Raw genomic sequence first — 23602 nt, forward strand, 5'->3', positions numbered from 1 at the left:
CCACCCGCGCCGGGCCCCGGCTCAGGCGCCCGTCGGGGTGATGCCCGTCTCGGCCGCGTTCTTCGCCCGCCGACGCTCGATGAGCCACACCGCGATCACGCCCATCTCGTAGCACATGAGCATGGGCCCGGCCATGAGCGACAGGTTCACCACGTCACCGGTGGGCGTGAGGATCGCCGCCAGGATGAGGCACACGACGAAGGCGTGCCGCTGGTACTTGATGAGGAAGCTCGCCTTGATGATGCCCACCACGCCCAGCAGCGCCATCACCATCGGCAGTTCGAAGATGATGCCGAAGGACAGGAGCAGGAGCAGCACCAGCGACAACTGCTCCTCCATGGTGAGCATCGGCCGCGTCCACGCCTGCGCCACGTAGCGCGCCTTGCCCAGCGCCAGCTCCTTCTCCAGGCGCCACAGGCCCGCCAGCTCCTCGGCCCGGGAGGGCGCCACGCCCGCCAGCAGGCTCGCCGCCTCGTCCATGGCCCGGCTGGAGGCCGTGAAGTCCTCCTTCGCGTACGCCTCCACCGCCTCCGCGCGCTTCTCCACCGTCTGCCGCAGCACGACGCGCGCCGGCACCGTGTTGAAGCCCTGCGCCGCCGCGTCCACCAGCCGGCCCAGTCCGCTCAGCCGCGCCTCCAGCTCCACCTTCTCCGAGGTATCCCGCGAGGCCTCCGGCATGGCCCCCGCGCCGTCCGCCTTGAGCGCCGCGCTCGTCTCCTGGGCGAGCCTTCCCGCGCGCTCGGCCTCGCCGATGCTCAAGAAGCGCAGCGCGTCGTCCGCCCTCAACCGCCCCACGTCCAGCCGCTGCGCCGTCGCCGTGCTCTCCTCCTCGTTGAGGAGGAACTGGAACATGGAGGGCAGCACCGCGAAGTAGCAGAACAGTCCGCCCAGCAGGAACGCGAGCGTGCCCATGAACACGAACGGCGAGGCGTAGCGGCGCTCCTCGGGGTAGAGCCCCGGCGCCACGAAGCCCCAGATCTGCCACAGGAGCACGGGCGTCGTCAGGAAGATGCCGCAGTAGACGCCCACCTTCATGAGGACGTTGATTTCCTCGATGCCCGACGTGTAGACGAGCGCGCGCCCATCCGGGGGCAGCGCATCCAGCACCGGCCGCATCAACAGGCCGAAGATGGGCCGGGCGAACACGAGCGACACGGCCCCGAGGACGAACACCGCGGCGATGCATTTGATCAGGCGGGAACGGAGCTCCGACAGGTGCTCCATCAAACTCATCCGAAGGTCATTTTCCACGGGTACGGATCTCGGGGGCTAGCCGCTCTTGGAGGGGTCCTGCGCCACCGTGCCGGGCAGGGGCTCGGCGGTGGGAACGGGAGAGGGGGCGGACAGGTCGGGGGAGTCGGCGGAGGCCGCGGCGGCCAGGGCACCCGGGACTGGCACGGGCGCCACCGGGGTGTCGGGCGAGGCCTCCGGCGCGGGAAGGGAGGACAGGGACTCGGGCGACACGGCCGGCACCGGCGAGGGCAGCACCGCCGGCTTGCCCATGGGCACCGGGGGGCGCGGCTCGTCGTTGAACTCCTGGTCCATCTTGTAGAACTCGCGCTCCACCACCGTGCGCACGTCGTCGGTCTGTCGGCGGAACTCGCGCACGAACTTGCCGATGGCCCGGGCGAACTCGGGCAACTGCTTCGGGCCGAGCACGACCAACGCCGCCACCAAGATGAAGATCAGCTCGCCTGCACCGACGTTGAACATGCGCACGGACTCCGAATGAACCGCCCCGGGTTATGACGCCCCGGGCGGTCGGGTGCAACCCGATGAGTGCCTGTTCGCCCGGCATCCGTCCAGTGCGGACACAAGGCCCGCTTCCTAGACCTTGAAACGCCGGCTCTCGGCGCGCAGCACCTCGGACTGGCGTTGCAGGCTGTCGATGGCCTCCTCCAGCGCCTTCACCGAGCGCGCCTGGTGGTCGGACACGCCCTTGATGGCCTCCACCGCCTTGAGCACCTGCTCGCTGCCCTTGGTCTGCTCCTTCTGGGCGCGGTTGAGGTGGGTGACCATCTCGTTGATGTTCTCGATGGAGCGGGTGATCTGCTTGCTGCCGTGGGCCTGCTCCTGGCTGCTGCGCTGAACATGCACGGTGATGGCCTTCATCCGCTCGGCGCTGTTCATGATCTGCTCGCCGCCCTTGGCCTGCTCGTTGGAGGCCTTGGAGATCATCTGCACCGTCTGGGAGATGCGCTGGATGGCCTGCGTCACCTGCTTGCTGCCGCGCGCCTGCTCCACCGTGGCGCGGGCGATGGCCTTGACCATCTGGGTGGACTTCTGGGCGCTGTCGTTGATTTTACGCAGCGTGGCCTCGGCCTCGAGTCCCAGTTGCACGCCCTCCTCCACGTTGCGCACGCCCAGGTTCATCACCTGCACCGCGTTGCGGCTCTCCTCCTGCACGCTGCTGATGAGGTCGGCGATCTCCTTGGTGGACTTGCCCGTGCGGTCGGCCAGGTCCTTGATTTCGTCCGCCACCACCGCGAAGCCCTTGCCGTGCTCGCCCGACTGCGCGGCGATGATGGCCGCGTTGAGCGCGAGCAGGTTGGTCTGCTCGGCCACGTCGTCGATGACGTTGAGGATGTTGCCGATCTCCGAGATGCGCCGGCCCAGGCTGTCGATGACGCCCGAGGCGGTGAGGCTGGACTCCTTGATGCGGTCCATGCCCTTCATCGTCTTGCGCAGCGCCTCCACGCCCGTCTTGGCGTCCTCGGACACCTGTTCGGACAGGCGCGCCGTCTCGTTGGCGTTGGCCTCCACCTGGCTGATGGAGCTGTCCATCTGGCTGATGGAGGAGCTGGTCTCCTCGGTGGAGTCGCGCAGCTCGTCGATGTTCTTGGCCACTTCCTTGATGGAGAACGTCATCTCCTCGATGGCGCTCGTGGTCTCCTCCACGCTGCCCGCCATGGCCTGGACGTTCTCGGCCACCTCGTCGTTGGTGGCGGCCATCTCCATGATGGAGGAGCTGCTCTCCTCGGCGCTCTGGTAGAGCACCTCGACGTTCTCCGCGATGCCGCGCAAGGACGCGAGCATCTGCTCCATGGAGGAAGACGTCTCGGCCACCCGGCCCTGGGTGGTGGCGGCGCCCGAGGACACGGTGTTGCCCGCGCGCGACAGCTGCTCGATGACGTTGGAGACCACCTCGGACACGCCCCGCACCTGGCCGAGCGTCTTGCGCAGGGACTGGCCGATGCTGTCGAGCGCCTCGGCGAGCTGGCCCAGCTCGCCTCCGGCGTCCACCGTCACCCGGTTGGTGAGGTCGCCCTCGGCCATCTTGCGCGCCACCGCCATCATCCGCTCCAGGGGCTGGAGGATGAGCTTGTGCGTGACGAAGTAGACGAGCGTCACCACCACCACGAGCCCGATGACGAAGACGGACACCAGCATCACGGTGAGCTGGCGCTGCATGGCGCGCAGGGCCTCGAAGCTCACCACCACCACCGCCCGGCACGACTCGGCCAGGCACCGGGGCCCCGGCGCCAGCTCCGTCAGCAGCCGGTCCCCGTTGGGCAGGGTGAAGGAGGACTCGGCGCCCGGCCGGAAGAACCGGGACTGCCACTCCGGCAACCGCTGCGGGAGTTGACCCCCATCCACGAGGATGTCGCCGTCGCTGGCGACGATGGCGGCGTAGACGAAGTCCTTGTCCGAGTCGATCAACCCGGCGATGTTCTTCATGGCGAGCTTGTCCGCATCGCTCCGGGCCATCATGCCCGCCAGCTCCTGCGCCTTGGCGCGGCCATGCTCCATCAACCGGGTCTCGAGATAGTCCGAGACCAACCAGGAGATGGAGACGTACAGGGTCGCCAGGATGACCGACAGCGTCAGGGTGAACGTGGCGAGGAGAGCGACTCGAAGACCGGGCTTTTTCAGGCGTCTGAGCAAGGCGTCCGGACTGTAGGAAGGTTCTCCCGTGAAGGGCAAGGAACCGGCGCTCCATCGCCTGCCGGACGCGCCATCCCCTGGCTGGAGGGGGAGATGGCGAGCGTCTGGACTTCGGCCCGGCCATACTGCATGGGTGGGAGACCCGATGACCCAGACGCTGCTGCTGACCGACGCGCTCTTCCTCCAGCATGACCCGGGACCCGAGCACCCCGAGTGCCCCGCGCGCCTGGAGCGCATCCTGAGCCTGCTGGACAGCCAGCCGATTCCAGGGACGGAGCGCCGGGCCCCCCGCCCGGCCACCGACGAGGAGCTCGCCGCGGTGCACTCCCCCCGGCTGCTCGAGGCCCTGAAGGGGCTGCGCGGCAAGAGCACGAGCCTGGATCCGGACACGGCCCTGTCCCCGGAGAGCTACGACGCGGCGGTGCTGGCGGCCGGGGCGTCGGTGCAGGCGGTGGAGGAGGTCATGGCGGGCCGGGCCCGCAACGCCTTCGCGCTGGTGCGGCCCCCCGGCCACCACGCCGAGCCGGAGCAGGCCATGGGCTTCTGCCTGCTGAACAACGCGGCCATCGCCGCCGAGGCCGCGCGCCGGCTGGGCGCCCAGCGGGTGCTCATCTTCGACTGGGACGTGCACCACGGCAACGGCACCCAGGCGGCCTTCTGGAAGCGGCGGGACGTGCTCTACATGTCCGCGCACCAGTTCCCCTACTACCCGGGCACGGGGGCCCCCACGGAGATCGGCGAGGGCGAGGGCCTGGGCTACACCGTCAACTGTGGGGTGCCCGGGGGCTCGAATGACGCGGACTATGGCGCCATCTGCGAGCGGCTCTTCCTCCCGGTGGCACGCGCCTGGCGGCCCGATCTGGTCATCATCTCCGCGGGGTTCGACGCGCACCGCGAGGATCCCATCGGCGGCATGGTCGTCACCGAGCGCGGCTTCGCCGCCATGTGCACGGCGTTCCAGCAGCTCGCGCGGGACTTCTGCGGCGGACGGCTCGTGCTGCTGCTCGAGGGGGGCTACTCGCTGGAGGGCCTCTCGCGCTCGGTGCACGCGTGCGTGGAGGTGATGGCGGGGCGGCGCGAGGAGCACTTCGTGGAGGGTGTCTCGCGCGACGCGGCCGATGCCCTGCGCCGCAGCCGCGAGGCGCTCCAACCCTACTGGCCCGTGCTGGGCCAGTGAGGCGGAGCACGACGAGGACTCGTACAGGGCCGGGGTGAGACGTGGATCGTGAAGCCGTGGAGAAATTGCAGCGCGCGGGCCTGAAGGTGGAGCAGCCCGAGCTGTTGCGGGTGCCCGTCCAGCGCGACGAGGCGGGCCAGGTGCTGGCGGTGGGAGACGCGGTGCCGGTGATGGGCAACGAGGGCCTGGTGCTGGTAACGCTCCAGCCCGTCTCGCGCCTGTGGACGGGAACGGCGGTGCCACCGGACCTGAGCCGGACGCCGCCGCCCGAGTACCACGCCTTCCTGCTGCTGCTGGAGTCGACGGCCGCCAACTACTGCGCGGCCACGGGCAAGCCCGAGACGGACGACACCTTCGAGCGGCTCTATCGCCAGCTGCGCCGCAAGCCGGAGGGACGCGACTCCCACCCGCTCTTCTCGTACCTGCGGGGGGCGGCGCGGCTGTACCTGTCCCTGCGCGACACCAGCCAGGCCGAGTTCGAGGCGGTGCTCCACCGGCTGAGCCAGTCGGCGAAGTGGCATTCCACGCACGTGGGCAGTACCAACTACCACCGCGAGGTGCTCCAGAAGCTATTTGGGGCCTGAAGCACGGAGGAGACCGGCCAATGATCGACCTGTACACGTGGGCAACGCCCAATGGTTACAAGATTTCCGTCACGCTGGAGGAGCTGGGACTGCCCTACACGGTGCACCCCATCGACATCGGCACGGGAGTGCAGAAGCAGCCCGACTTCCTGAAGATCAACCCCAACGGGCGCATCCCGGCCATCGTGGACCGCGAGGAGGGTGACTTCCCCATCTTCGAGTCGGGGGCGATCATGCTCTACCTGGCGGAGAAGACGGGCAAGCTCATGCCCCCGGACCGCAAGGGCCGCTCGCGGGTGACGCAGTGGCTGATGTTCCAGATGGCGGGCGTGGGGCCCATGCAGGGCCAGGCCAACGTCTTCTTCCGCTACTTCCCGGAGAAGATCCAACCGGCCATCGACCGTTACCAGAACGAGACGCGGCGGCTGTACACCGTGCTCGACACCCAGCTGTCGCGCGGCGAGTACCTCGCGGGGGACTACAGCATCGCGGACATCGCCAACTGGGCCTGGGTGCGCATCCACGCCTGGTCGGGCGTGTCCGTGGACGGGCTGCCGAACCTGCAGCGCTGGCTCGCCGCCATCGAGCAGCGTCCCGCGGTGCGCAAGGGCCTCACCGTGCCGCACGAGACGAAGCTCGACCTCAACAACCCGGGCGCCACGGTCAAGTCCGCCCAGTCGATGATCCAGCGCTAGAGAGCTCGCCACCAGGCCAGCGGGCCCCAAATGTGCCCCACGAACCTCGGACGAAAAAGAAGGCCCCGGCTCGCCTGATGGCGTCCGGGGCCCTTCTTCATCCAGTGGAGGCGGAGGGAATCGAACCCGCGCCGGGCACTCCCAGAGGGGGCCTGGCGGAGTCTCGTGGGAGCCTGGCGGTAGCGAGTGCCCTGGCGCGACGTGCCCTACCGGCAGTGGACGCTGTCCTTTCCGCACCGGGTGCGGTGGGTGCTGCTGAAGGATGCGGGGCTGCTCACCGACGTTCTCACCGTCTTCCTGCGCGCGGTATTCGCCCTGCAGCGCCGGAGGGCACAGCGGCAGGGCCTCCGCGATGTGCAGGGAGGGGCCGTGTCGTTCATCCAGTTCTTCGGCTCGGCCTTGCAGGTGACGCCGCACTTCCACTCGCTGGTTCCGGACGGTGTTTTCCTGCCGAGGGAGGGCGGCGTGCGCTTCGAGCTGTTGCCGCCGCCTACACAAGGCGAGGTGGAGCGGCTGCTGAGGACCCTTCGGCTCCAGCTCTATCCCTCAACACGGACCCCATCCCGCCTATACGCTCGATCGCTGCTGCATCACGGTGGCCGACGACGGCGCGATCGTCGTGAACGATGCGCTTGACGTCGACGCCCGCGCGACGATAGGGCTCGACCAGCCGCCTCGCGTGCGGGCGCTGGCGGACGGGCATAGCGCGTATCTGCCGTAGCGCTGGGCGCGAGTGTTCAAACATGGAGAACGTCATGGCTGAGCGCAAATGGGGGGCGATAACGAGCGGAGTCACCTTCGAATCGCTCGCGACGACCGTTGTCTTCTTCGAAGATCCGAATGCAGCGCTGTTCGGTCGCCGAGGAAAAGACGGCGGGCAGGATGCGCGGTCAGGCGACGGCACGCGGGTCTTTCAGGCGAAGCATCACGAGAACGGTTCTGCTGCTGCTGCCATTCGCGACGCCAAGAGCGAGGCCGAGAAGATTGAGAAGTACCGCCAGCCGAGTCACGGCCGATACAAGCAATGGAAGAGCGTGACGCACTGGCGGCTAGTCACAAACTCAGCGTTCAACCCGACCGACAAGCAAATATGGGATGCTGAGGTGGTTCCACTCTTCGCCAAGCAGGGGCTCGTCGCCGACTACTGGGAGCGCGAGAACCTCAACGCTCTCCTCGACAAGCATCCTGAGATTCATCGTTCTTTCTTCGAGAACGAAACGCGAGCATTCCTCTCGCTCCCGGAAGTCAAGGAGCGCCTCCCACACCAAGAGCCGTTCCTACGGCGGGAAGAGCTAGGACCGTTTTGCGGCAGGGAGCTAGAGTTCAGTAAAATACGAGAATTCTTGGCGTCACCACATCTCTTCCTGGTCGTCCACGGGGCTGGAGGGATGGGAAAGACCCGCCTTCTTATAGAGGCCGGGGAGATGCTCATGAGCGAGGGCGAGTGGCAGGTGCTCTGGGCAAACGTCGCAAGTATGGCAGCCACGGGTGCATGGTTCGAAAGCGTCGTTCCCGAGCGAGCCACTCTGCTCCTAATCGACGAACCGTCGGACGAGTCTATCTTGCAGCAGCTCGCTGAGCAACTCGGCGGGCGCGTGGGGCGCACTGCACGGTGGAAAATGGCTGTTGCAGTTCGGTCGCCAAAGGACCCTGTGCTCCGCTTTCTTCGTGGCGCCCGAATGAAGCCACGGGTTTGGGAACTACCAATCGCCGCGCTTCCTTCGACCGACGCTGAGAGGATGTGTGCAGCGCTCCTCGAAACCGGCCCGCTTGGGAAGCTGTCTGAAGACGACCGGCGACAGACTGCGCACACGCTCAGCAGGCGATTCTCTCGTCATCCAGTGTGGCTGACGCTTGCCGTTCAACACATTGAGGACCACGGTAATCTCAAGCAGATTCCGGCGAACGCAAAGGACCTTGCCGACGAGTACATACACGAGATCATGCGCAGCCAATCGGACTCCTCACCAGAGTCCGTTCGCGACCTGCTTCGCTGGGTTGCGCTCGTTGGCACGGTAAACCGGGAGGACGATGCCACCATCAAGATGATCGGTGAAGGCAGCGGCGCAGGTACTGTTGTCGAGGTACAGCGCAAGTTGGCGTCTCTTGTTGGTCGACGGGTACTCATCGAGCGTGGTGCACACAATCGTTTTGTGGAACTGAAGCCCGACGTGCTCCGGGACCATGTGCTCCTTAATTGGCTCTCCGCAGATGTCGGCTTTGGGAATCAGCCCATCGTCGCGTCCGAGGATGCGAGAGCGCTGCTCGAAACCGTGCGCTCTGCGGCTCTCCGTGGCCCGCTCAACGGACTTGGTCGCGCAATTCTTGTCTCACTCGCGCGAACGGAGTTTCTCCTTCGCCTCTCTGGATACGACTTGCAATTATTTGCAGGCTTCTTCGGCGCGCTCGAAGAAGCAGTGCCGACGATGACTGCGAGCCAACGTCTCGCCCTGGCTGGCGTCCTCGAAATCATCGCTCCATTCCACCCGCGCGCCGCCGCCTCTCTCTCCATGACGATGAGGCGAACACCCACTCTCGACGAGACCTTCGAAGGCATTTTTGGTCCGAAGATTGTCGGACAGAGCGATATCGTTCTCGCGCTCGCGTGGCCGTTATTCCAAGGTGCGATGGGCGCTGAGTCGGCTGACGACCGTGAAGTGCTCCTCCGAGAGCTATGTGCTCTCGCCGAGGCCGAAGCGGAACTGGCGCCTAGGCTGAAACGAGGTCTTCCCAACGACGGGAAGCGCGCTGATGCCTTGGTTAAGAGAGTCCTCGAAGGTGGGCCGCAGTTTTGGAGCGAGTTCGATGAGACCGCCAAACAACTCGGCATTGAACTGCTGACTGAACTCACGCAGCGACCACCAACACTCGGGCAAACCGCTCTGCTCAAGGCGCTCGTCCAGCCCGTGGTCGCGCTTGAGCGAAGACAAACCTGGAACGACGAGCATGCTTTCCACATCCAGACCTTTGCCATCGGACCGGAACACTCAGCGTGGGCAGCAAGGAGGGAGCTTCTCGATCAAGTGAAGGCAGCCTTGTCCTCAGATAGTACGCCACTAGAGAGTCGCATCCAGCTCTGGCATGTGTTAGCGGAAGCCCATCGGAACATCAATCAGCTTTGCCGTAGAGGAAGAAGCGATCAGTATTACGCTCCGTTGCTCGACGATCTCGTCTGGGCGTACCAAGCACTCGCTCGGCGGCACGCGAGCATGGAGGAATTGGGGGCTGCTCGGAAGATCTGGGACTGGCACCGCCGGTTTGAATCCGATCCGAACCTTAAGGACGCAAGCATCAAGTTGGAGAACCTGTATGCAACCAACGAGTTGGCGAAGGAGTTTGAGCCGCTCCTGAGCCACGACGACTGGGAGCAAAAGGGAACACGTGCTGCTGCAAAGGGGGCCAAACTCGCATCTGCCTCGAAGCCGGAGGAAATCACGAGCTTCATAGATCGCGCTATCTCCTTCTTCGGTCAAGACGACAAGCTCCATTCGCTGACGGACGTAGCTTGGTCGCTTGGTGAGCATGCTGCGACGAGCGACATCGTGCGGCTCTTTGTAAAAGATTGCCTTAAGCAGTCGAGTGTATCGCCCCGCTCGAACTTCGGTGTCACGACAGCGGTGAGTTGGGTCGCCTCTGTGCGGAAGGGAGACCATCCAGAGCGGGCGCACGTCCTTGTGACCGAACTCATGGCCGCGTGCGGAAGCGACAACCAACGTGCCAACCTGCTGCTGCATATTTATGGGCGTGTCCCGAAACTGCGCGAGGTCGGTGACTTCACCGTTGATGAACACGCGCTCATGAGGAGGGCTGGCCCGCTGTTTACGAGTACGGGGCACGGCGCAGCATTCCTTGCCGCGCTTGCGCTCACGCTGGAGCATAACTGGGCTACGCTGCGACCGTTGCTTGAGGAGGTTCTGCTCGCGATCTCCCCAGATAGGCAGCCGCAGGCGGTGCGCGGTCTTATCGATGCCGTCTACTGGGCTGTACGGGAGGCCAACGTGGCCCAGCTCCCGAAAGACTTGGCGAAATGGCTCTTAAGTCAGCTCCTCTTGCTTCCCGACTTCGACGATTTCGGCGACAACGAGGAGTGGCACCTTGAGGAGATACTCAAGCGCATCGGGTATGTTGACGTGAGCTGGCTACCTAGCGCACTCAAGCATCGGCGCGACCAAGAGGCGATGCAGCGCGGCGAGAACACGGCGCGGGCCGTCAGTTACCACGCACGGATCAGCAAATACGTTCGTAGGATCACCGCTTCAGACGTTAACGAGATCGAAGTCACAAAGGCGCTGGACGCGTTGCTGAGCTTTGTGAGCGACAACGGCAGCGTGGGCTATCACCTGCCCGAAGTGCTGCACGATGTCGATCCCGAGGGGCTGCTCGTGCCCGCCGCCGTGGAGACTCGGCTCCAAGCCGATGTCGAACCTGAGCTCGTACGCCGCCTCGCTCGCATTGGCAGGGCCTACGCAGTGGGCAGCGGCCCATGGAGGATAATCGCCAAGGCGGCGATTCGTGCCGGGATGCCTCATGGGTCGGAGATTCTCCGCTCGATTTTCGGTGCATTAGATGAACAAGGGGTTCAGTCGTGGTCGGGGACGCTAGGCGAAGTGCCGGTGATCTTCATGCGTGCAGTCGACGCCGCTCAAACAGCGCTCAAGGCCGAAGCTGACGAGGACCTTCGCCCTTTTTGGCAGTACCGTCTAATTATCGCGGAGGCTGACCTCCATGAGCAGGAGGAGCGGGCCAAGGAGGAGCGCGGCGAATGAGCAAGACACTTGAGGACCGACTACAGGACGCCAAGTCCACCCTCGGTAAGATTGATAATTCCCTCTTGCGTCAACCCGGGAATCTGGCACCAGAAGTTGAGAGTCAGTTCAAAGTGGTCGCCGCATTCAGGTCCGACATTGAACATTGGAGAGGGATGCTTGCAGCACGCGCTGCGGCACGCGCACTGCTGACCGGCCTCGAAGGCCAAGCGGACGCCGGTGACACCGTGCCGCTAGGTTCAACGCGTGCGAAGTACCAGCACGTTCGCTTGATCGGCGTGCAAGCATACCTTGCTACGAAGTGGGCGTTGGCCGATCGGCTCGTAGGAATGGTCGGACAGGTGTTCTGCATCAGAAGCTCGCTGAACGACCCCAAAAACCTCCCTCAGCTCGTGTCTCATTTCGTAGGTGAGCAGACGAAATCGAAGACAGCTGCTGTCGCCTTCTACTCGGTTCGCCACACCTTCGGCTGGCCGATAGCGGTGTCGTATGCCCTCCGGAATCACTTCATTCATGAAGGAGGTCAGCTTGAGGGCGTGGACTTCTTTGTCGGGCCAACAGCAGGAGCAGGGTTCGAGATGTCATCTGCGGGATGGAAGCGTATCGAGGAAAGGGCAAAATCATACGGAGTTGAGCCGAAGCATCATAGGGTGGGGGCTGCTTGGCAACCGTCGCCAGGCAATGACCTCAGGACAATCTTAGATGTATGTGAGCGAGAGACCGACGACGCGCTCGGTGTTCTCGTGGGTTCGGCTTGCCACGCTATCGTGGCTCACGTCGGCTTCATCCTCGGGGAGGACTGACTCGCATGTAGCCACTCTCCTTTCGCTCTCGACACGTCGTGAACGCTGCACCGTCAAGGCAATCCATCGGCCCGCTCCCCAAACAGGATAGGAGGGGGGCGTGGCACTTGGGACAGCGGTCAGGAAGGAGTCGAAGAAGTAGCGGATGCCGCGAGTGGGCTGGGCGAAGGTGCTGCGCCCCTGAGGGGAGCGCGGCCTGGACCGGCGTGTCGAAGAACGCCGCCACCCGGTCCGCGAACCGGGCCAGCCGCCCCGGGCCCTCCATCTGCTCCATCACCCGCGCCAGCACCTGGGGCGGAGGCTCCACCGACACCACTAGTGGAGTGTCCGACAAGTTTTTCAACATAGTGGGCGGACACCGCTTTTCCGACCCGGTATCAGCCCGTCGGGCGGCGCCTCCGGGTAGGGCGTTGCGCCCCCAACGACTATGTTGAATTACTTCGCGGACAGTCCACTAGCGCCGTGAGCCCCTCACGCACCGGCAACAGCCGGGCCGCCTCGGTCCGGCACTAGTACTACAGTAGTAGTTCCCTCGGAGGAGCGCGGCCCCCTCTCCGAGGGGAAGTCCCACTGTAGTACTAGGCTCACCCCGCCAGGTGCCGCTCGGCGGCGTCCCGAGCCGGGGCGTCCAGGGTGGCCCACTCCGACAGGATGTCGTCTAGGTGCTCCATCGTCACATTCAACCCCACTCCACTCTATCTACGGAATGCGGGTGCGATTGGATTTCGGGCCTACACCGGCACCGCGAACTCCCGCAGGGCGGCGTTGAGGCTCGTCTTCTGGTCCGTGGACTTCGTCCGCTGCCCGATGATGAGCGCGCACGGCACCATGAACTTCCCCGCGGGGAACTGCTTCTCACGCATGCCCGGAATCACCACGCTGCGCGCCGGCACCCGGCCCTTGTAGACCTTCTCCTCCGGCCCGGTGACGTCGATGATTTGCGTGGACGCCGTCAGCACCGCGTTGGCGCCCAGCACCGCCTCCTCCTCCACCACGCCCTCCACCACGATGCAGCGGCTGCCCAGGAAGGCGCCGTCTTCAATGATGGGGTTGCCCCGGTTACGTGGCTCTCCCGCATTTCATGTGCTCCACCCGATGCGGGCAGGCAAGCTTCTCTCGTGCGGCCAGCCGAATGCCGGGGGATGCACACAAACCGCGGGAGAGCCATTAAACTGGGGCAGGCTCAGCGCCGCTCATCGAGGAATACCTGGACACGCGCATCCCCGAGGGGCTGGAGCACTACCGAAAGCTGGTGGCGCTCACGGAGCAGGTTGTGAAGCAGGCGTTCTCAGCCGAGGTGGTGAAGCCAGGGGTGACGCGGGTAGGGGGATGTGCGCTGCTGGTTGTACGACGAGTTGGTGCGGCAGAGTGTGGGAACGTGCTTTAAGCCGGAGCTGCGCGTGCAGCCTAAGGGAGGGATGAACGGGACGTCCATTATCCTGGTATGATGCGTTCGTATGAAATACGTACAGCCTACTGACCTCATTCCTCCTCTTAAAAAAGCTTGGCGGTCCTATCGAACCTTGATGCAACCCAAGCCGCGCATTCCCAGCGATAAAGTTCTTCGGGAATGCCTCTCGGTTGCATTCCAAGCCAGCTTTAAAACTGAGGAGCACCGTCGAACGGTGTTTCGCTTGGCGTTGCTTCCCAGTACGTATCAGTCACCGAACCAGTTTCTTTCAAGAAACATATCTCAGACCACGGTCGTCCCATTCAAAACACCACGCCCCTTATCTGTTGGAGAGCTGCTTAGACTTGCTCCTGCTACTGATCCAACGAAAGTCTTGATTGCTGTCGAGCCGAATCCCAAGAATCCGAGTGGACAATTATCAATTTGGGGTCTTGTTGATACAGGCGGGTCTTGGTGGGATTTTGCTCGTGGTGATTCAGACATCGGGTATCCGCCACCTACTGCGGTTACCATCGCTTCGTTTGAGCCAGCGTCTCTACTTGTTTCTACTGAAGGTGTGCTCCTTATCGGCTTGCGTGATGGCCAGTTCGTTGAGCCGTTGTCAGATGTATTGGATCGAGGTCCAATCGGCAGCTTTTTTTTAAATGGGGCGCGCTCTTTGAGAGAGGAAGTTCGTCAGGAAGTGGGCGACAAGAAGACGAGTCTGGCTAACGAAAGGGGTGACAACTATTCACGTAGGTTTTATCTCGATTTGGTTTCACGCCTGATTCAGAGGATTGCTGAGATGGGACATGGGGGAGTGGTTATTTTTGTTCGTGATGAAATGTCCTTGGATGATACTCGGCTGACTGATCGTCTTTTGGTTAAATATCAGTGCAGTCATAATGCCGCCTGGAGTGCCGCGAAAGAGTCTCTCGTGATGAGCCAGCGTCATCGCGAGCACTCGATGAAAATCAAAAGGGGGGCAATAAAACAAGATGATTTTAGACGGGAGGGGATCTTGAATGGAATTCTTGATGAGGCGAACGAAGCCGTTGAAGAATCTGTTGGCTTTATCACTGCTCTTAGTGGAGTTGATGGGGCTATCGTGATGACGGATCGATTGAGAGTTCTTGGATTTGGTGCGGAGGTTGTCGCTTCATCTCCGAGTCTGCGTGATGTGTGGTTCGCGTCTTCTGCGGACGGCTCTAAAGGTCGCGTAGTGTCCATTGATGCCTTTGGCACACGCCATCGTTCAGCTTTCCGTTTTGCTTCAAGCTTCGACGACGCAGCGGTGTTCGTGGTTTCTCAGGACGGTGGAGCAAAGGCGGTTAAGCGTGTTGGATCCTCAGTGGTGGTCTGGTCGGACATTCAGATGAGGAGGTTTGGCCTCTTCTGATCCAAGCGGTTTGTCAGCAGAACGGGAAATAGGAATCTTCGGCGGTGCATGGGAGCTATGTCATTTCGTTCTGTGAAGTCAGTTACGTGAAGGGAGCAGCAGGGGTGCGCGCGATTCTGGAGCACCTGGGGTTACCCACGAAGAGTGCGCGCCTAGCCCCGACGCGACAGCCCCCTCGGGCCGCGTGGTGTTGAGGCTCAAGACAGCCAAGAGGCCCACGGCCCCTGCCGCGCCCCTCCTGGGCGGGCGGCCTGGTGAACCCGCCGCTTGGCACTCCCAGAGCAGCCCTCGACATTGCCCCCATTCCTCTTATGCACCCTGCTGCCGAGCCTGCTGCTTGCACCCAGCGGTAACCAGCAACGCGGCCACCCCGGCGGACCACCACCACGACCCCTTGGGCATGCGGCCCCTCCTGTCGGATATGAATCCTCGGCGCTCATGCCGTCGTGAATGGCCAGACGAACGGCACGGCCACCGTCAGTAGCGCGAGCATCAGCACGGAGAGGGGCGTGCCCACGCGCAGGAAGTCGCGGAAGCGATAGCGCCCGGGGGCCGTACACCAATGCGGCGGACGGCTCCAGGGGCGTACGGAGAGCAGGACGGTGGCGATCATGAGCACGCAGAGCACTCCGCAGGGTCCCACGACGCCCACCAGGGGAATGACTCCCCGCGCGAGCAACGCTCCCACGCCGCTCTTTTCCATCGCCAACCCCAGGGCCAGCAACGCGCCAATCATGATGACGACCCGCCAATCCACGCGGAACGCCGTGCGCGTGTCGACACACCCCGCCGCCACCATCACCACCAGACCCGCCAGCCCCGCGATGGCCGGTGAGGTGATTCGCAGCCCTGCGATGGCCACCGTGCTGGCGAAGATGCACACGGAGAGCACGGCGCGACGGTAGCGCGGCCGCTGATATTCGACACTGCCGAGCACGGTCAACTCCTCGTCCCGCGCGAGCTCACGGACACGTCTCTCGGGCCCACCGAGCAGCAGCATGTCGCCCACGGCCAGGGGGAGGTTGTTCAGGGCATCCCTCCCCCTGAAGCTGCCCATCAAGCTCAGATGCTGATGGGCGCTCTGGAGCGTGGGGTGGCGGTGGATGGCCAGCGCCACGAGGCCGTAGCGCTCCGCGAAGCGGATGTCGCGCAAGGACCTGCCGGCCAGGCCCGACGTCGGCGGCACCGACACCTCGACGAGGGTATACGCCTGTCGCTCGCCCCCGGGGAATCCGGAGCGCGGCGCTGAGGCCGATGCTGCGCAGATTCTTCACACGCAGGATGTCATCCAGGCCGCCAGCGATGATGAGGTGCTCCCGGGCCACGAGCACTTCCCCGGGCTCGGGAGGCAACGTGACGCCCTCGCGCACGAGTCCCCACACTGGAATCCCAAATCCCTCGGTGACGTAGCGAAGCTCCTTTCCCACCAGCCGGGAGCCAGGCGTGAGCAGCGCCTCCGTCACGTACTCACGTTGAGGCAAGACGCTCTCGCCGCCCTTCACGCCACGCTCCGGGAGCAAGCGCCGCACGAGGATCAGCGCCAAGCGCAGGGCATCCCCGAGCCACCCGGCGGCGGTTCTGTCGGCGACCAGATCCCGCTCCGGCAGAGTCCCCAACCGATGCAGCCGGGCGAGCGCTCGATGTGAGAGGGTCGCTCCCCGCGCGCCCGGCGTGAAGCCGTGAACGAAGCGATAGGGGTCAGCACCCACATGGACATGATCCTTCCTGGCGATGGGGTGATGGAAGCGCTCGTGGCGCTGCCATCTCAACAACGAACGCCCCCACCTCATCCCAGAACCCCGAGGGCGTCAGTTCCACTGCGGCGCGGGCGCGACGAGTTGCTCGCGCAGCATGGCCAGCGGTGTCGCCCAGTTATCCTCCCACCGGAAGCTGGCGAGCTGCCGTGACTGGCTGCCGCGCCGGAACGCGGCCCACAACCGCCGGGCGTACTGGGCCGCATCGAATCCGGGCACTCGCTGAGGCAACTTCGCCGTCTGGAGCAGGATGAGGAACGAAGTGCGCAGGTGGAGATTGCCCAGGGTGAAGGCCTGCAACTCCATCTCACCCATGACATCCGTGTCGTAGCCGGTCACCAGGTGGTGGAAGTCATGAGTCTCTCGCAGGCGCGTGGCGACGTACTGGGCATCGTTCTTCGGCGGAGAGAGTGTTTCGATCGGCGACAGTCCCTGATCCCGGAAGTAGCGCGCGAACGTGTGGCCGAGCGACCCCGAGGGCAACTTCTCCAGCGCGTCCATGTCCAGGGCCGAAGCACGCAACGAGGGTCTCTCGGCCAGCAGGCGGCGGCCCTCCTCATGGCGGGAGAAGTCCCGGGCGAGCGCCGCGCACAGGCCGATCTCCACGCTGTCGTAGAACAGGGCGCCGTAGGCGGGATTCGTGGGTTCGACCTGCAACACCTTGAGCGCCTGAAGGCCCACCCGCAGGCGGGTAAACAGGGAGGGATTCTCGGGAAGCTTGGGGAGCGAGGAGGTGCTTTCGAGCATGGTGCTGTTTCCGTCAGAGCGGTTGGACGACTTCGAGCAAATGGCCTTCAACGTCGGTCACGAAGGCGACCTTCACTCCGTGTTCGACGGCGGTATAAGCGGGCTGAGCCACCGCGCCGCCAGCGGCTTTCGCGCGCTCGACGAAGGCCTCGACATCGTCGGTCGTGAACCCGAGGATGACCTCGTCATTGGCCGGCTTGGGAGCATCGAGGAACTTGAGCAGAACGAAAGTAGCGCCCCCTTCGTGACCCGGCGCGAACAGGATCTCACGAATGTTCCTGCCCGCGATGGCGGCATCCACACGCCCGGTCTCCACCAGACCACACACGGATTTGTAGAAGCCGGCTGAAGCCTCGAGGTTGTCGACGAGGAGCTTCGTGAACCCGAACTTCGTCTTCAATGCACCTGGCAAGACTCTCTCCTATTCAATGCCCTGGGTGGCTCTCGAGCCGCCCCTTCCGGAAAGTCGCGACTGGAACTCAGGCCGCGGTACGAAACCGCGACACCGGCGCCTCTGGCGGATAGGACGTTGGACGCCCGATGTCGTAGGCCGAGTTGATGGTGCGAATGAACACGGGATCATGCAGTGGATCCGTGGGCGTCTCGACATGGATGCCCTTGGAGCGCACGTCCTTGATCAGGGTGTCGAAGACCTGCTCAAAGGTGAGATCCGAGGTATGGTCCATGTTCTTCTTCAACTCCGCGAAGTCCTCGAACACCTCGGCCGACCAGTGAACCAGGAAGCGCAGCTCGTCTGTATGGTAACGCGCGATCACCGCGTCACCGGTTTTGACAATCCAGTGCTCGCCACTGCTGGGATCCCCGGCGAACACACTGGAGAAGTCCAGCCCCGCCGGGTATTGCTGCTCGACAGGCCCATTCGCCTCACCGCGATGGACCATCATCTCGTTCTGGACGAGAACGCCACGATTGTAGATGGGCGGCATCAGGCGCCTGGGTGCCGCGCGAGGCCCGTCGGGCCAATAGGTGAATCCGCTCTGAGGGTCATACGAGAACCAGGTGATGACCTGGGCCATCTTGATGAGATAGTCGCGGAACAGCCCCGACTTCCCCATGACGCTGCATAGCCAGGTCGGCGAATTCTCATAGCGGACGCCACGAAAGCTTGGCGAATCCAGGTGTCCGGGGTCCGTATTGCCGCACGGGCCGTTCACATTGAAGAGCATCATCTGGGGCTTGGCGTAGCTGGCCCCCCAGTAGCCCTTCGCCAGCTCCAGGAACTTGTCGTTATAGAAGCAGTCATTGATTTCGGGAAAGAGACAGGTCGAGTAGTTCCCGTAGAAGTTACGGAACGTGGGCGACAGGAACATGTCGAGCGTCGGAGTCACGCCCTCCGCAACCCCACCCGCGGAGGTGGCGATGAGCTCCTCGGCGGAGGCGAAATGCTGCGCGATGATCAGCTTGTGCGGCCCGCTGCTGCGCACCACCCCCAGCAAACGCCGCAACTGCTCCTGCGAATAGACGTTGTCCAACTCGCGCGGCGGAGCCACCGGGCGGAGGATCCGCGCCAATTCGTCTTTTCGTGCTTCGGTCAGCATCACCTTGCTCCCTGGAAGCTTTATCTCGCCGCTTCATCGGCAACCACGATGAGGGATGTGCCATCACGGAAAGCAGAGCACAACCCATGAACCCCGACGGGGCGCCACTTCTCCGACACGAGCGCGCGAATGTCGAAGAAGTCCGCACACACACATGGGACGCGAGCAGCCGACGAGCACCCAAGAGACCACGAGGAGCCGTCGTGCTCGCCAAGAACCGCGGGGCGGAGGGTTGCCAGCCTGACGGGGCGCGGCTAGACAGGCGTCTTCAAGACCCTGCCCTATGCCCAAACCATTGAAAAAACAGGCACGAGGCGGTCCTGGCACGCGCAAGCCAGCAGAGCCCGCCCCCGAGGATCCGCGTGCGCACCGCAGCCGCACCATGCTTCGCGATGCGCTGCTCGGGTTGATGCATGAGCGGGGCTTCGACTCCATCAGCGTCCAGGACATCACCAAGCGCGCCCAGCTCAACCGCAGCACCTTCTACCAGCACTACCGCGACAAGGACGAGCTGCTCACGCACGTCATGCGGGACATGATCCTCGAGCTCTCGCGGAGGAGTCATCGGCAGGGTGACTCGCCCGATCGGCTCCATCGAACTCTGGTGGAGTGGTTCCAGCACGCGGCCGAGTACCCCGAGTTGTATCACCTCATGCTTGGCCGGAGCGGCATGCGCGCCTTCTCCATCCAGTTGCGCAAGCTCCTCGAGCAACTCATGAACCTCGACATGGGGCGAGCCGAGGTCTCCGCCCGGTTCCAGGGGGTGCCCGTCCCCGTCATGAACCGCTTCATGGCCTCGGCCTACATGGGGGTGCTTGAGTGGTGGTTGGATCGACGCGCCCTCCATACACCCGAGGACATGGCACGGTGGCTGGGGACGCTCACCGCCATGATGAACAACAGGCGGTAACGGGCCCCCCACGCGGACCTGGCCACATCAGGCCGCATTGAGGTGCTCGGGCCGGGTGTACTATCAGGGGGCGTGGAGGACGAAATGCCACCAGGACCACAGCAGCCCAACAGCTTTCCGTGGTCTGGAAAGATCATCCCTTGGAGTGCCGCGCTTCGGAGCGGTCCAACTCCTGGAGCGCGTACCCTAGCGGATCTGCCACATGGCGAGACGGTCAAGGTCGTCCTCCGATCCGGGGGATGGCTGTATGTCGAGAGCCATCTCGAAAGCCGGAAGCCCTTGAAAGGGTATGTGTCACGGGAGCTGCTCAAGCACGTTCAGCCCACGAACACGGCCAAGGGCGGCGTCCAGCAGAACGTCAAGGCGGACGTCACACCTCAGCACATCGGGTCTCAGGTCCAGCAGAAACAGACCACGCCCCGCGCACCTCCGTCAGTTTCCAGCTCGCCCAGCCGCGGATCATCGCCATCGCCACCGACAGCTATCACCGCATGGTGGCAGCTTCAGCACCAGCATGGCTATGCGCCACTCATCACCCGTATCGCCTTCGAAAGGGAGTTCAGGGTCTCCGTTCCTCCTGCTCGGGGGGCACACCGATGACGGCCGGACAGCGGAGGGACCCGGGGGCCGCGGGGCTCGGTGCACTGCTGATGGGCCTGCTGGCCGCGCCGTGGATCTATGCAACGTTGTTCGGCGCGCTCTCCGCGTTTCCGTCACCCTTCGCCGCAGTGGTGATCCCCCTGCTTCTCGGGGCGACGCTCGATCTCGCGTTGGAAGCATTCGCTCGACTCCGAGGCTTCGGGCGGATACGGCTGATCGGGGCGGCGATTTCGGCGATGATCGTACTCACGAGCCTCTGGATGTTGTCGAAGTTCACCTTGCTCAACCAGGCGGATCGGCAGGGTCTGTTCGCGACCGTCTGGCTCGGGGCTTCACTGGTCTGGCTTGTCATCTCGCTGCCGCTAGGGGAAGTCGGACCAGAGGCACGCCTGCGCTCGCGCCTGACCTCGCCGACGAGACAGCGGGCCGCGCTGGCAACGGCGCTCCTCCTGCTCGGGGTGCTGTCCGCGCTCTCCGGGCGCTACCTGACGACACCGGCGGGTTTCATCGGCGGCCCGCCCTCGCCGGATCCGATCGGTTGAGGTTGGAGAAACAAGGGGCTCCCCCCGCATACGAGAGCTGCACCCACCACTCCCCACAACAGGGCCCCCTTCGTCCTTCTCGTTTCCTGATTCCCGGGAAATTCAAATTTTCCAGTCTGGGCGTGGACACTTGCGTTTCCGCCACGCTATCTTTCGCTAACACCAGCCATTGCCCGGGAGCCTCCCATGTCCATGTCCATCAACAACCGTGGTCTTCCGCCCCAGCTCGCCTCCCAGGTGATGAGCAACGTGAAGGAAGAGCTGAACGCCATGATGGGCAAGCTCCGCGAGGGCATGCAGTCGGGGAAGATCACCCCCCAGGAGCTGGGCCCGTTGCTCCAGGGAATGAGGCAGCTGGCCCAGTCCGCCAAGGGCGCGATGGCGGACGGCAAGATGACGATGACGGAGATGAACAACCTGTCACAGCAGAGCCTCAACACCGCCCTGAACATCAAATCGTCCTTCACCAACGGCTCGACGACAGCCAACCCGGGCATGGCCAACACCGCCCTTCCGCCCCAGCTCGGCGCCCAGGTGCTCAACAATCTGAAGCAGGAGCAGAGCGCGATGCTGGGCAAGATCGCCGAGGGCGTGAAGTCGGGGAAGATCACCCCCCAGGAGCTCAGCCAGTTGATGAAGGGCGTGGAGCAGCTGGCCCAGGCGACCAAGAGCGCCTCGGCGGATGGGCAGATCACGAGGGGTGAGGCGGCCCAACTGTCCCAGATGAGCATGAACAACGCCTTGAACGGCAAGTCGGCCTTCGAGAACAGCTCGCAGTCCTCCTTCGCGCCCTTCAGCCCCGTGGCCCAGACCGCGGCCAGGCAGCTGGGCGCCATCAGCCAGGGCGTCCAGCAGGGAAGCATCGGCAACGGCGAACTGGCGATGCTCGCCGAGAGCCAGGGCGCACTCGCCGCCGCCGCCAGCCGCTCGCCCACGGACACCGCCAGGCTGACGGGGGCGCAGAAGATGATGGATGTCGAGATCGGGTTGGCCCGCCTGAGCAACGTGAACGTCTGAGACTGCTCGCCGTTCAGTGCCCTAGGAGCCTGTCGGAGTACTGCCGAAAAACGACTCCTACATACCAACCGTAGCGGTGTGTTTGAGTCGCACTACCCCTCATGTAGTGGGTAGCCGAGGTACTCCGACAGGCTCCTAGGGCCGTGACCCGCGCGGCCCGCCTCCCCGAACTCGGGGAGCAGTGTCAGGGCGCCGGAGCCGCCGTCGCGGGCGGCGCGCCCAGCACTTTCAGGCGTTCGACGGCATTGCTGTTCTTCGGGTCGAGTTCGAGCGAGCGGCGGTAATTGCGGATCGCCTCGTCCCGGGCTCCCGCTTTCTCGTACGCTTCGGCCAGGCTGTCGAACAGGTTGCCGTTGGTGGGATACAGGTGGGTGCCGAGCCGGAAGATCTCGATCGCTTCCTTGCCCCGGCCGCCGCGCAGCAACTGGTAGCCCCAGCTATTGACGCCGTTTTCGCCGATGACGAAGCTGGCATCCTGCGCGTGCAGGGCCTGGTAGATGTCGATCGCGCGGCCGAACCCCTGCTTCGCCAGCTGGCCAACGAATGTTTCCAGCGTGGGTGGCTCGCCGGTGCCGTGGCGGATGTCGAGCGACACCATATGGCGTGGCACCCCGTTGGCGGCGGCCGTGTTGTCGAGGAAGGCGCGACCGGCCGCGTCGTCCTTCAAGTAGGCGTCGAGAAAGCGCAGCACGTAGCGCGCCATCCAGCTGTGCGCCAGCGAGACTTCGTCACGGGTGTACTCGTCGAACTCGCCGTCGGTGGCGAAGCGCAGTCCCCAGGACGAGAAGTTCTCGTGCTTCATCGGGTGCAGCGTCACCACATAGACGTCCGAATACTTCATCCGGTTCATCAGGCTGAACGTCGTGTCGATCTCGCGCTTGTTGAGCTCCTCGACGGACAGCGGACGCTTGGCCAGGTACAGCAGTGGCACGGCCAGACGCGCGGGCGTCACGTACTTCGGCGCATCCTTGCCGCCGTTGACGTATTCCGTGTAGCCCCGCAGCGAACCATCGAGGCTGACGAGGGCCTTGATGCGGTCATCCTTCGCGGCGGCCAGCACGTTCGACAGTCCGCCCCAGCTGAAGCCAGCCACCGCCAGCTTGTCGGTGTCGGCCTGCGGTAGCGTGCGGGCATAGGCGACCAGATAGGCGATGTCGGCCGCCTGCGTCTCCAGGCCCTCCAGGTCGCTCGTCATGAAGCGCGTGCGCGCACCCAGCGACGGGCTGGCGATGACGATGTAGCCGTGGCTGGCCAGGTACTCGCACAGGTCAGGATTCTCGGCCGCGGGCGCACTGAAACTGGGCGCGTAGATCACGACGGGGAATTTGCCGGGCTGGCGGGGCGCATCCTTCACGGCACGCATCGCGTGCGCCAGTTCGCTCTTCACCTGGGCCTGCCGGCCACGCGTCCAGGCCGCGACCTGCGCATCCGTCGCGCGCCGCGCGTCGCTGGCGGTCAGCGCGAAATTGTCTTCCGTGGCGGCGGTGGCCACGTAGTCGCCGAACGTCACCGGATTGCCGCCGCGCGCGGCCGGGTACCACACCAGGGTCTGGATCGGCCGTGCCCGCTCGCCCGTCGCGGGTTGGCCGGTCACGAGGTCGAGGCGGGTCCGGTACACGCGCGCGTAGTCGTACTGCTGGCGCACGTGCAGTCCGACGGCGTAGGGACCGGGCTCGCTCGAGAACGTGAAGGTGTCCGAGGCGTGGGCGACCGTGGCGGTGCAGAAGAGGAGGATGGACAGCAGGCGTAGCATCTCTCCAATACTAATACCCAC

At 64.3% G+C, this 23602-nt stretch carries 19 protein-coding genes and 1 pseudogene; 11 read left to right on the top strand and 9 right to left on the bottom strand.

Annotated elements, in window-relative coordinates; all coding sequences use genetic code 11:
• Positions 1-21: 21 nt before the first annotated feature.
• From F0U63_RS40305 to F0U63_RS40315, 3 genes are all read right to left on the bottom strand, one after another.
• Positions 22-1233 carry a twin-arginine translocase subunit TatC gene (locus F0U63_RS40305; protein WP_395838818.1) on the bottom strand — a complete coding sequence of 404 codons (1212 nt, stop codon included), beginning with the start codon at positions 1231-1233 and terminating at the stop codon, positions 22-24.
• 36 nt (positions 1234-1269) lie between these two features.
• Positions 1270-1713 carry a twin-arginine translocase TatA/TatE family subunit gene (locus tag F0U63_RS40310; RefSeq protein WP_395838820.1) on the bottom strand — a complete coding sequence of 148 codons (444 nt, stop codon included), beginning with the start codon at positions 1711-1713 and terminating at the stop codon, positions 1270-1272.
• 114 nt (positions 1714-1827) lie between these two features.
• Positions 1828-3750 carry a methyl-accepting chemotaxis protein gene (locus tag F0U63_RS40315; protein WP_395848500.1) on the bottom strand — a complete coding sequence of 641 codons (1923 nt, stop codon included), beginning with the start codon at positions 3748-3750 and terminating at the stop codon, positions 1828-1830.
• Between the two features lie 280 nt (positions 3751-4030).
• Here F0U63_RS40315 and F0U63_RS40320 point away from each other — a divergent pair, with 280 nt between their 5' ends.
• The 6 genes from F0U63_RS40320 to F0U63_RS40345 all read left to right on the top strand — a co-directional run bounded on the left by F0U63_RS40320 (position 4031) and on the right by F0U63_RS40345 (position 11910).
• Positions 4031-5062, top strand: a complete 1032-nt coding sequence (locus F0U63_RS40320; protein ID WP_395838822.1) for a histone deacetylase — start codon at positions 4031-4033, stop codon at positions 5060-5062.
• A gap of 41 nt (positions 5063-5103) precedes the next feature.
• On the top strand, positions 5104-5646 hold the full coding sequence (locus F0U63_RS40325) for a hypothetical protein (protein WP_395838824.1): 543 nt from the start codon (positions 5104-5106) through the stop codon (positions 5644-5646).
• Positions 5647-5666: 20 nt separating this feature from the next.
• Positions 5667-6341, top strand: a complete 675-nt coding sequence (locus F0U63_RS40330; RefSeq protein ID WP_395838827.1) for a glutathione S-transferase family protein — start codon at positions 5667-5669, stop codon at positions 6339-6341.
• A 186-nt stretch (positions 6342-6527) separates the two neighbouring features.
• Positions 6528-6977: a transposase gene (locus F0U63_RS40335; RefSeq protein ID WP_395838829.1), complete on the top strand. Its 450-nt coding sequence runs from the start codon at positions 6528-6530 to the stop codon at positions 6975-6977.
• A gap of 119 nt (positions 6978-7096) precedes the next feature.
• Positions 7097-11107, top strand: a complete 4011-nt coding sequence (locus F0U63_RS40340; protein WP_395838832.1) for a hypothetical protein — start codon at positions 7097-7099, stop codon at positions 11105-11107.
• The gene (locus F0U63_RS40345; RefSeq protein ID WP_395838834.1) at positions 11104-11910 is read left to right on the top strand and encodes a hypothetical protein; all 807 of its coding nucleotides are present in this window, start codon (positions 11104-11106) and stop codon (positions 11908-11910) included. The genes F0U63_RS40340 and F0U63_RS40345 overlap by 4 nt, the downstream gene beginning before the upstream one ends.
• A 731-nt stretch (positions 11911-12641) precedes the next feature.
• Here the strand turns inward: F0U63_RS40345 and F0U63_RS40350 are convergent.
• Positions 12642-12959, bottom strand: a pseudogene (locus F0U63_RS40350) (DapH/DapD/GlmU-related protein); the annotation flags it as partial.
• 408 nt (positions 12960-13367) lie between these two features.
• Here F0U63_RS40350 and F0U63_RS40355 point away from each other — a divergent pair.
• Positions 13368-14699: a putative sensor domain DACNV-containing protein gene (locus tag F0U63_RS40355; protein WP_395838837.1), complete on the top strand. Its 1332-nt coding sequence runs from the start codon at positions 13368-13370 to the stop codon at positions 14697-14699.
• Positions 14700-15135: 436 nt separating this feature from the next.
• Here F0U63_RS40355 and F0U63_RS40360 read toward each other — a convergent pair whose 3' ends face one another.
• The 4 genes from F0U63_RS40360 to F0U63_RS40375 form a co-directional block, all read right to left on the bottom strand.
• Positions 15136-15885, bottom strand: coding sequence for an SLC13 family permease (locus F0U63_RS40360; RefSeq protein ID WP_395838839.1), 750 nt, complete (start codon positions 15883-15885; stop codon positions 15136-15138).
• A 622-nt stretch (positions 15886-16507) separates the two neighbouring features.
• The gene (locus F0U63_RS40365) at positions 16508-17200 is read right to left on the bottom strand and encodes a Coq4 family protein (protein ID WP_395838842.1); all 693 of its coding nucleotides are present in this window, start codon (positions 17198-17200) and stop codon (positions 16508-16510) included.
• Between the two features lie 13 nt (positions 17201-17213).
• Entirely contained in the window at positions 17214-17600 is a 387-nt protein-coding gene (locus F0U63_RS40370) for a VOC family protein (protein WP_395838844.1), read from the bottom strand.
• Positions 17601-17679: 79 nt separating this feature from the next.
• Complete coding sequence (locus tag F0U63_RS40375; protein ID WP_395838846.1) at positions 17680-18759, bottom strand: hypothetical protein; 1080 nt, start codon at positions 18757-18759, stop codon at positions 17680-17682.
• Positions 18760-19042: 283 nt separating this feature from the next.
• On the opposite strand from F0U63_RS40375, the gene F0U63_RS40380 reads away from it, so the two are divergent.
• The 4 genes from F0U63_RS40380 (at position 19043) to F0U63_RS40395 (ending at position 21828) form a co-directional block, all read left to right on the top strand.
• Positions 19043-19669 (top strand): TetR/AcrR family transcriptional regulator, encoded by a 627-nt coding sequence (locus F0U63_RS40380; RefSeq protein ID WP_395838849.1) that lies wholly within the window; start codon positions 19043-19045, stop codon positions 19667-19669.
• 84 nt (positions 19670-19753) lie between these two features.
• Positions 19754-20269: an SH3 domain-containing protein gene (locus tag F0U63_RS40385; protein WP_395848501.1), complete on the top strand. Its 516-nt coding sequence runs from the start codon at positions 19754-19756 to the stop codon at positions 20267-20269.
• Between the two features lie 50 nt (positions 20270-20319).
• On the top strand, positions 20320-20811 hold the full coding sequence (locus F0U63_RS40390) for a hypothetical protein (RefSeq protein WP_395838851.1): 492 nt from the start codon (positions 20320-20322) through the stop codon (positions 20809-20811).
• A 186-nt stretch (positions 20812-20997) separates the two neighbouring features.
• On the top strand, positions 20998-21828 hold the full coding sequence (locus F0U63_RS40395; RefSeq protein WP_395838854.1) for a hypothetical protein: 831 nt from the start codon (positions 20998-21000) through the stop codon (positions 21826-21828).
• 184 nt (positions 21829-22012) lie between these two features.
• On the opposite strand, the gene F0U63_RS40400 is transcribed toward F0U63_RS40395, so the two are convergent.
• Positions 22013-23581 carry a CocE/NonD family hydrolase gene (locus tag F0U63_RS40400; RefSeq protein WP_395838856.1) on the bottom strand — a complete coding sequence of 523 codons (1569 nt, stop codon included), beginning with the start codon at positions 23579-23581 and terminating at the stop codon, positions 22013-22015.
• Positions 23582-23602: the final 21 nt, after the last annotated feature.

The organism is Cystobacter fuscus (genome assembly GCF_044360685.1).
In the GTDB taxonomy this organism is placed as follows: domain Bacteria; phylum Myxococcota; class Myxococcia; order Myxococcales; family Myxococcaceae; genus Cystobacter; species Cystobacter fuscus_C.

What these genes read in the sequence shown, in the direction of transcription:
- F0U63_RS40355 (WP_395838837.1), top strand. Translation starts at nt 13,368, where the DNA reads ATGAAATACGTACAGCCTACTGACCTCATTCCTCCTCTTAAAAAAGCT.
- F0U63_RS40345 (WP_395838834.1), top strand. Translation starts at nt 11,104, where the DNA reads ATGAGCAAGACACTTGAGGACCGACTACAGGACGCCAAGTCCACCCTC.
- F0U63_RS40395 (WP_395838854.1), top strand. Translation starts at nt 20,998, where the DNA reads ATGTCCATGTCCATCAACAACCGTGGTCTTCCGCCCCAGCTCGCCTCC.
- F0U63_RS40305 (WP_395838818.1), bottom strand. Translation starts at nt 1,233, where the DNA reads ATGAGTTTGATGGAGCACCTGTCGGAGCTCCGTTCCCGCCTGATCAAA.
- F0U63_RS40390 (WP_395838851.1), top strand. Translation starts at nt 20,320, where the DNA reads ATGGGCCTGCTGGCCGCGCCGTGGATCTATGCAACGTTGTTCGGCGCG.
- F0U63_RS40400 (WP_395838856.1), bottom strand. Translation starts at nt 23,581, where the DNA reads ATGCTACGCCTGCTGTCCATCCTCCTCTTCTGCACCGCCACGGTCGCC.
- F0U63_RS40375 (WP_395838846.1), bottom strand. Translation starts at nt 18,759, where the DNA reads ATGCTGACCGAAGCACGAAAAGACGAATTGGCGCGGATCCTCCGCCCG.
- F0U63_RS40385 (WP_395848501.1), top strand. Translation starts at nt 19,754, where the DNA reads ATGCCACCAGGACCACAGCAGCCCAACAGCTTTCCGTGGTCTGGAAAG.
- F0U63_RS40320 (WP_395838822.1), top strand. Translation starts at nt 4,031, where the DNA reads ATGACCCAGACGCTGCTGCTGACCGACGCGCTCTTCCTCCAGCATGAC.
- F0U63_RS40380 (WP_395838849.1), top strand. Translation starts at nt 19,043, where the DNA reads ATGCCCAAACCATTGAAAAAACAGGCACGAGGCGGTCCTGGCACGCGC.
- F0U63_RS40315 (WP_395848500.1), bottom strand. Translation starts at nt 3,750, where the DNA reads ATGGAGCATGGCCGCGCCAAGGCGCAGGAGCTGGCGGGCATGATGGCC.
- F0U63_RS40330 (WP_395838827.1), top strand. Translation starts at nt 5,667, where the DNA reads ATGATCGACCTGTACACGTGGGCAACGCCCAATGGTTACAAGATTTCC.
- F0U63_RS40310 (WP_395838820.1), bottom strand. Translation starts at nt 1,713, where the DNA reads ATGTTCAACGTCGGTGCAGGCGAGCTGATCTTCATCTTGGTGGCGGCG.
- F0U63_RS40365 (WP_395838842.1), bottom strand. Translation starts at nt 17,200, where the DNA reads ATGCTCGAAAGCACCTCCTCGCTCCCCAAGCTTCCCGAGAATCCCTCC.
- F0U63_RS40340 (WP_395838832.1), top strand. Translation starts at nt 7,097, where the DNA reads ATGGCTGAGCGCAAATGGGGGGCGATAACGAGCGGAGTCACCTTCGAA.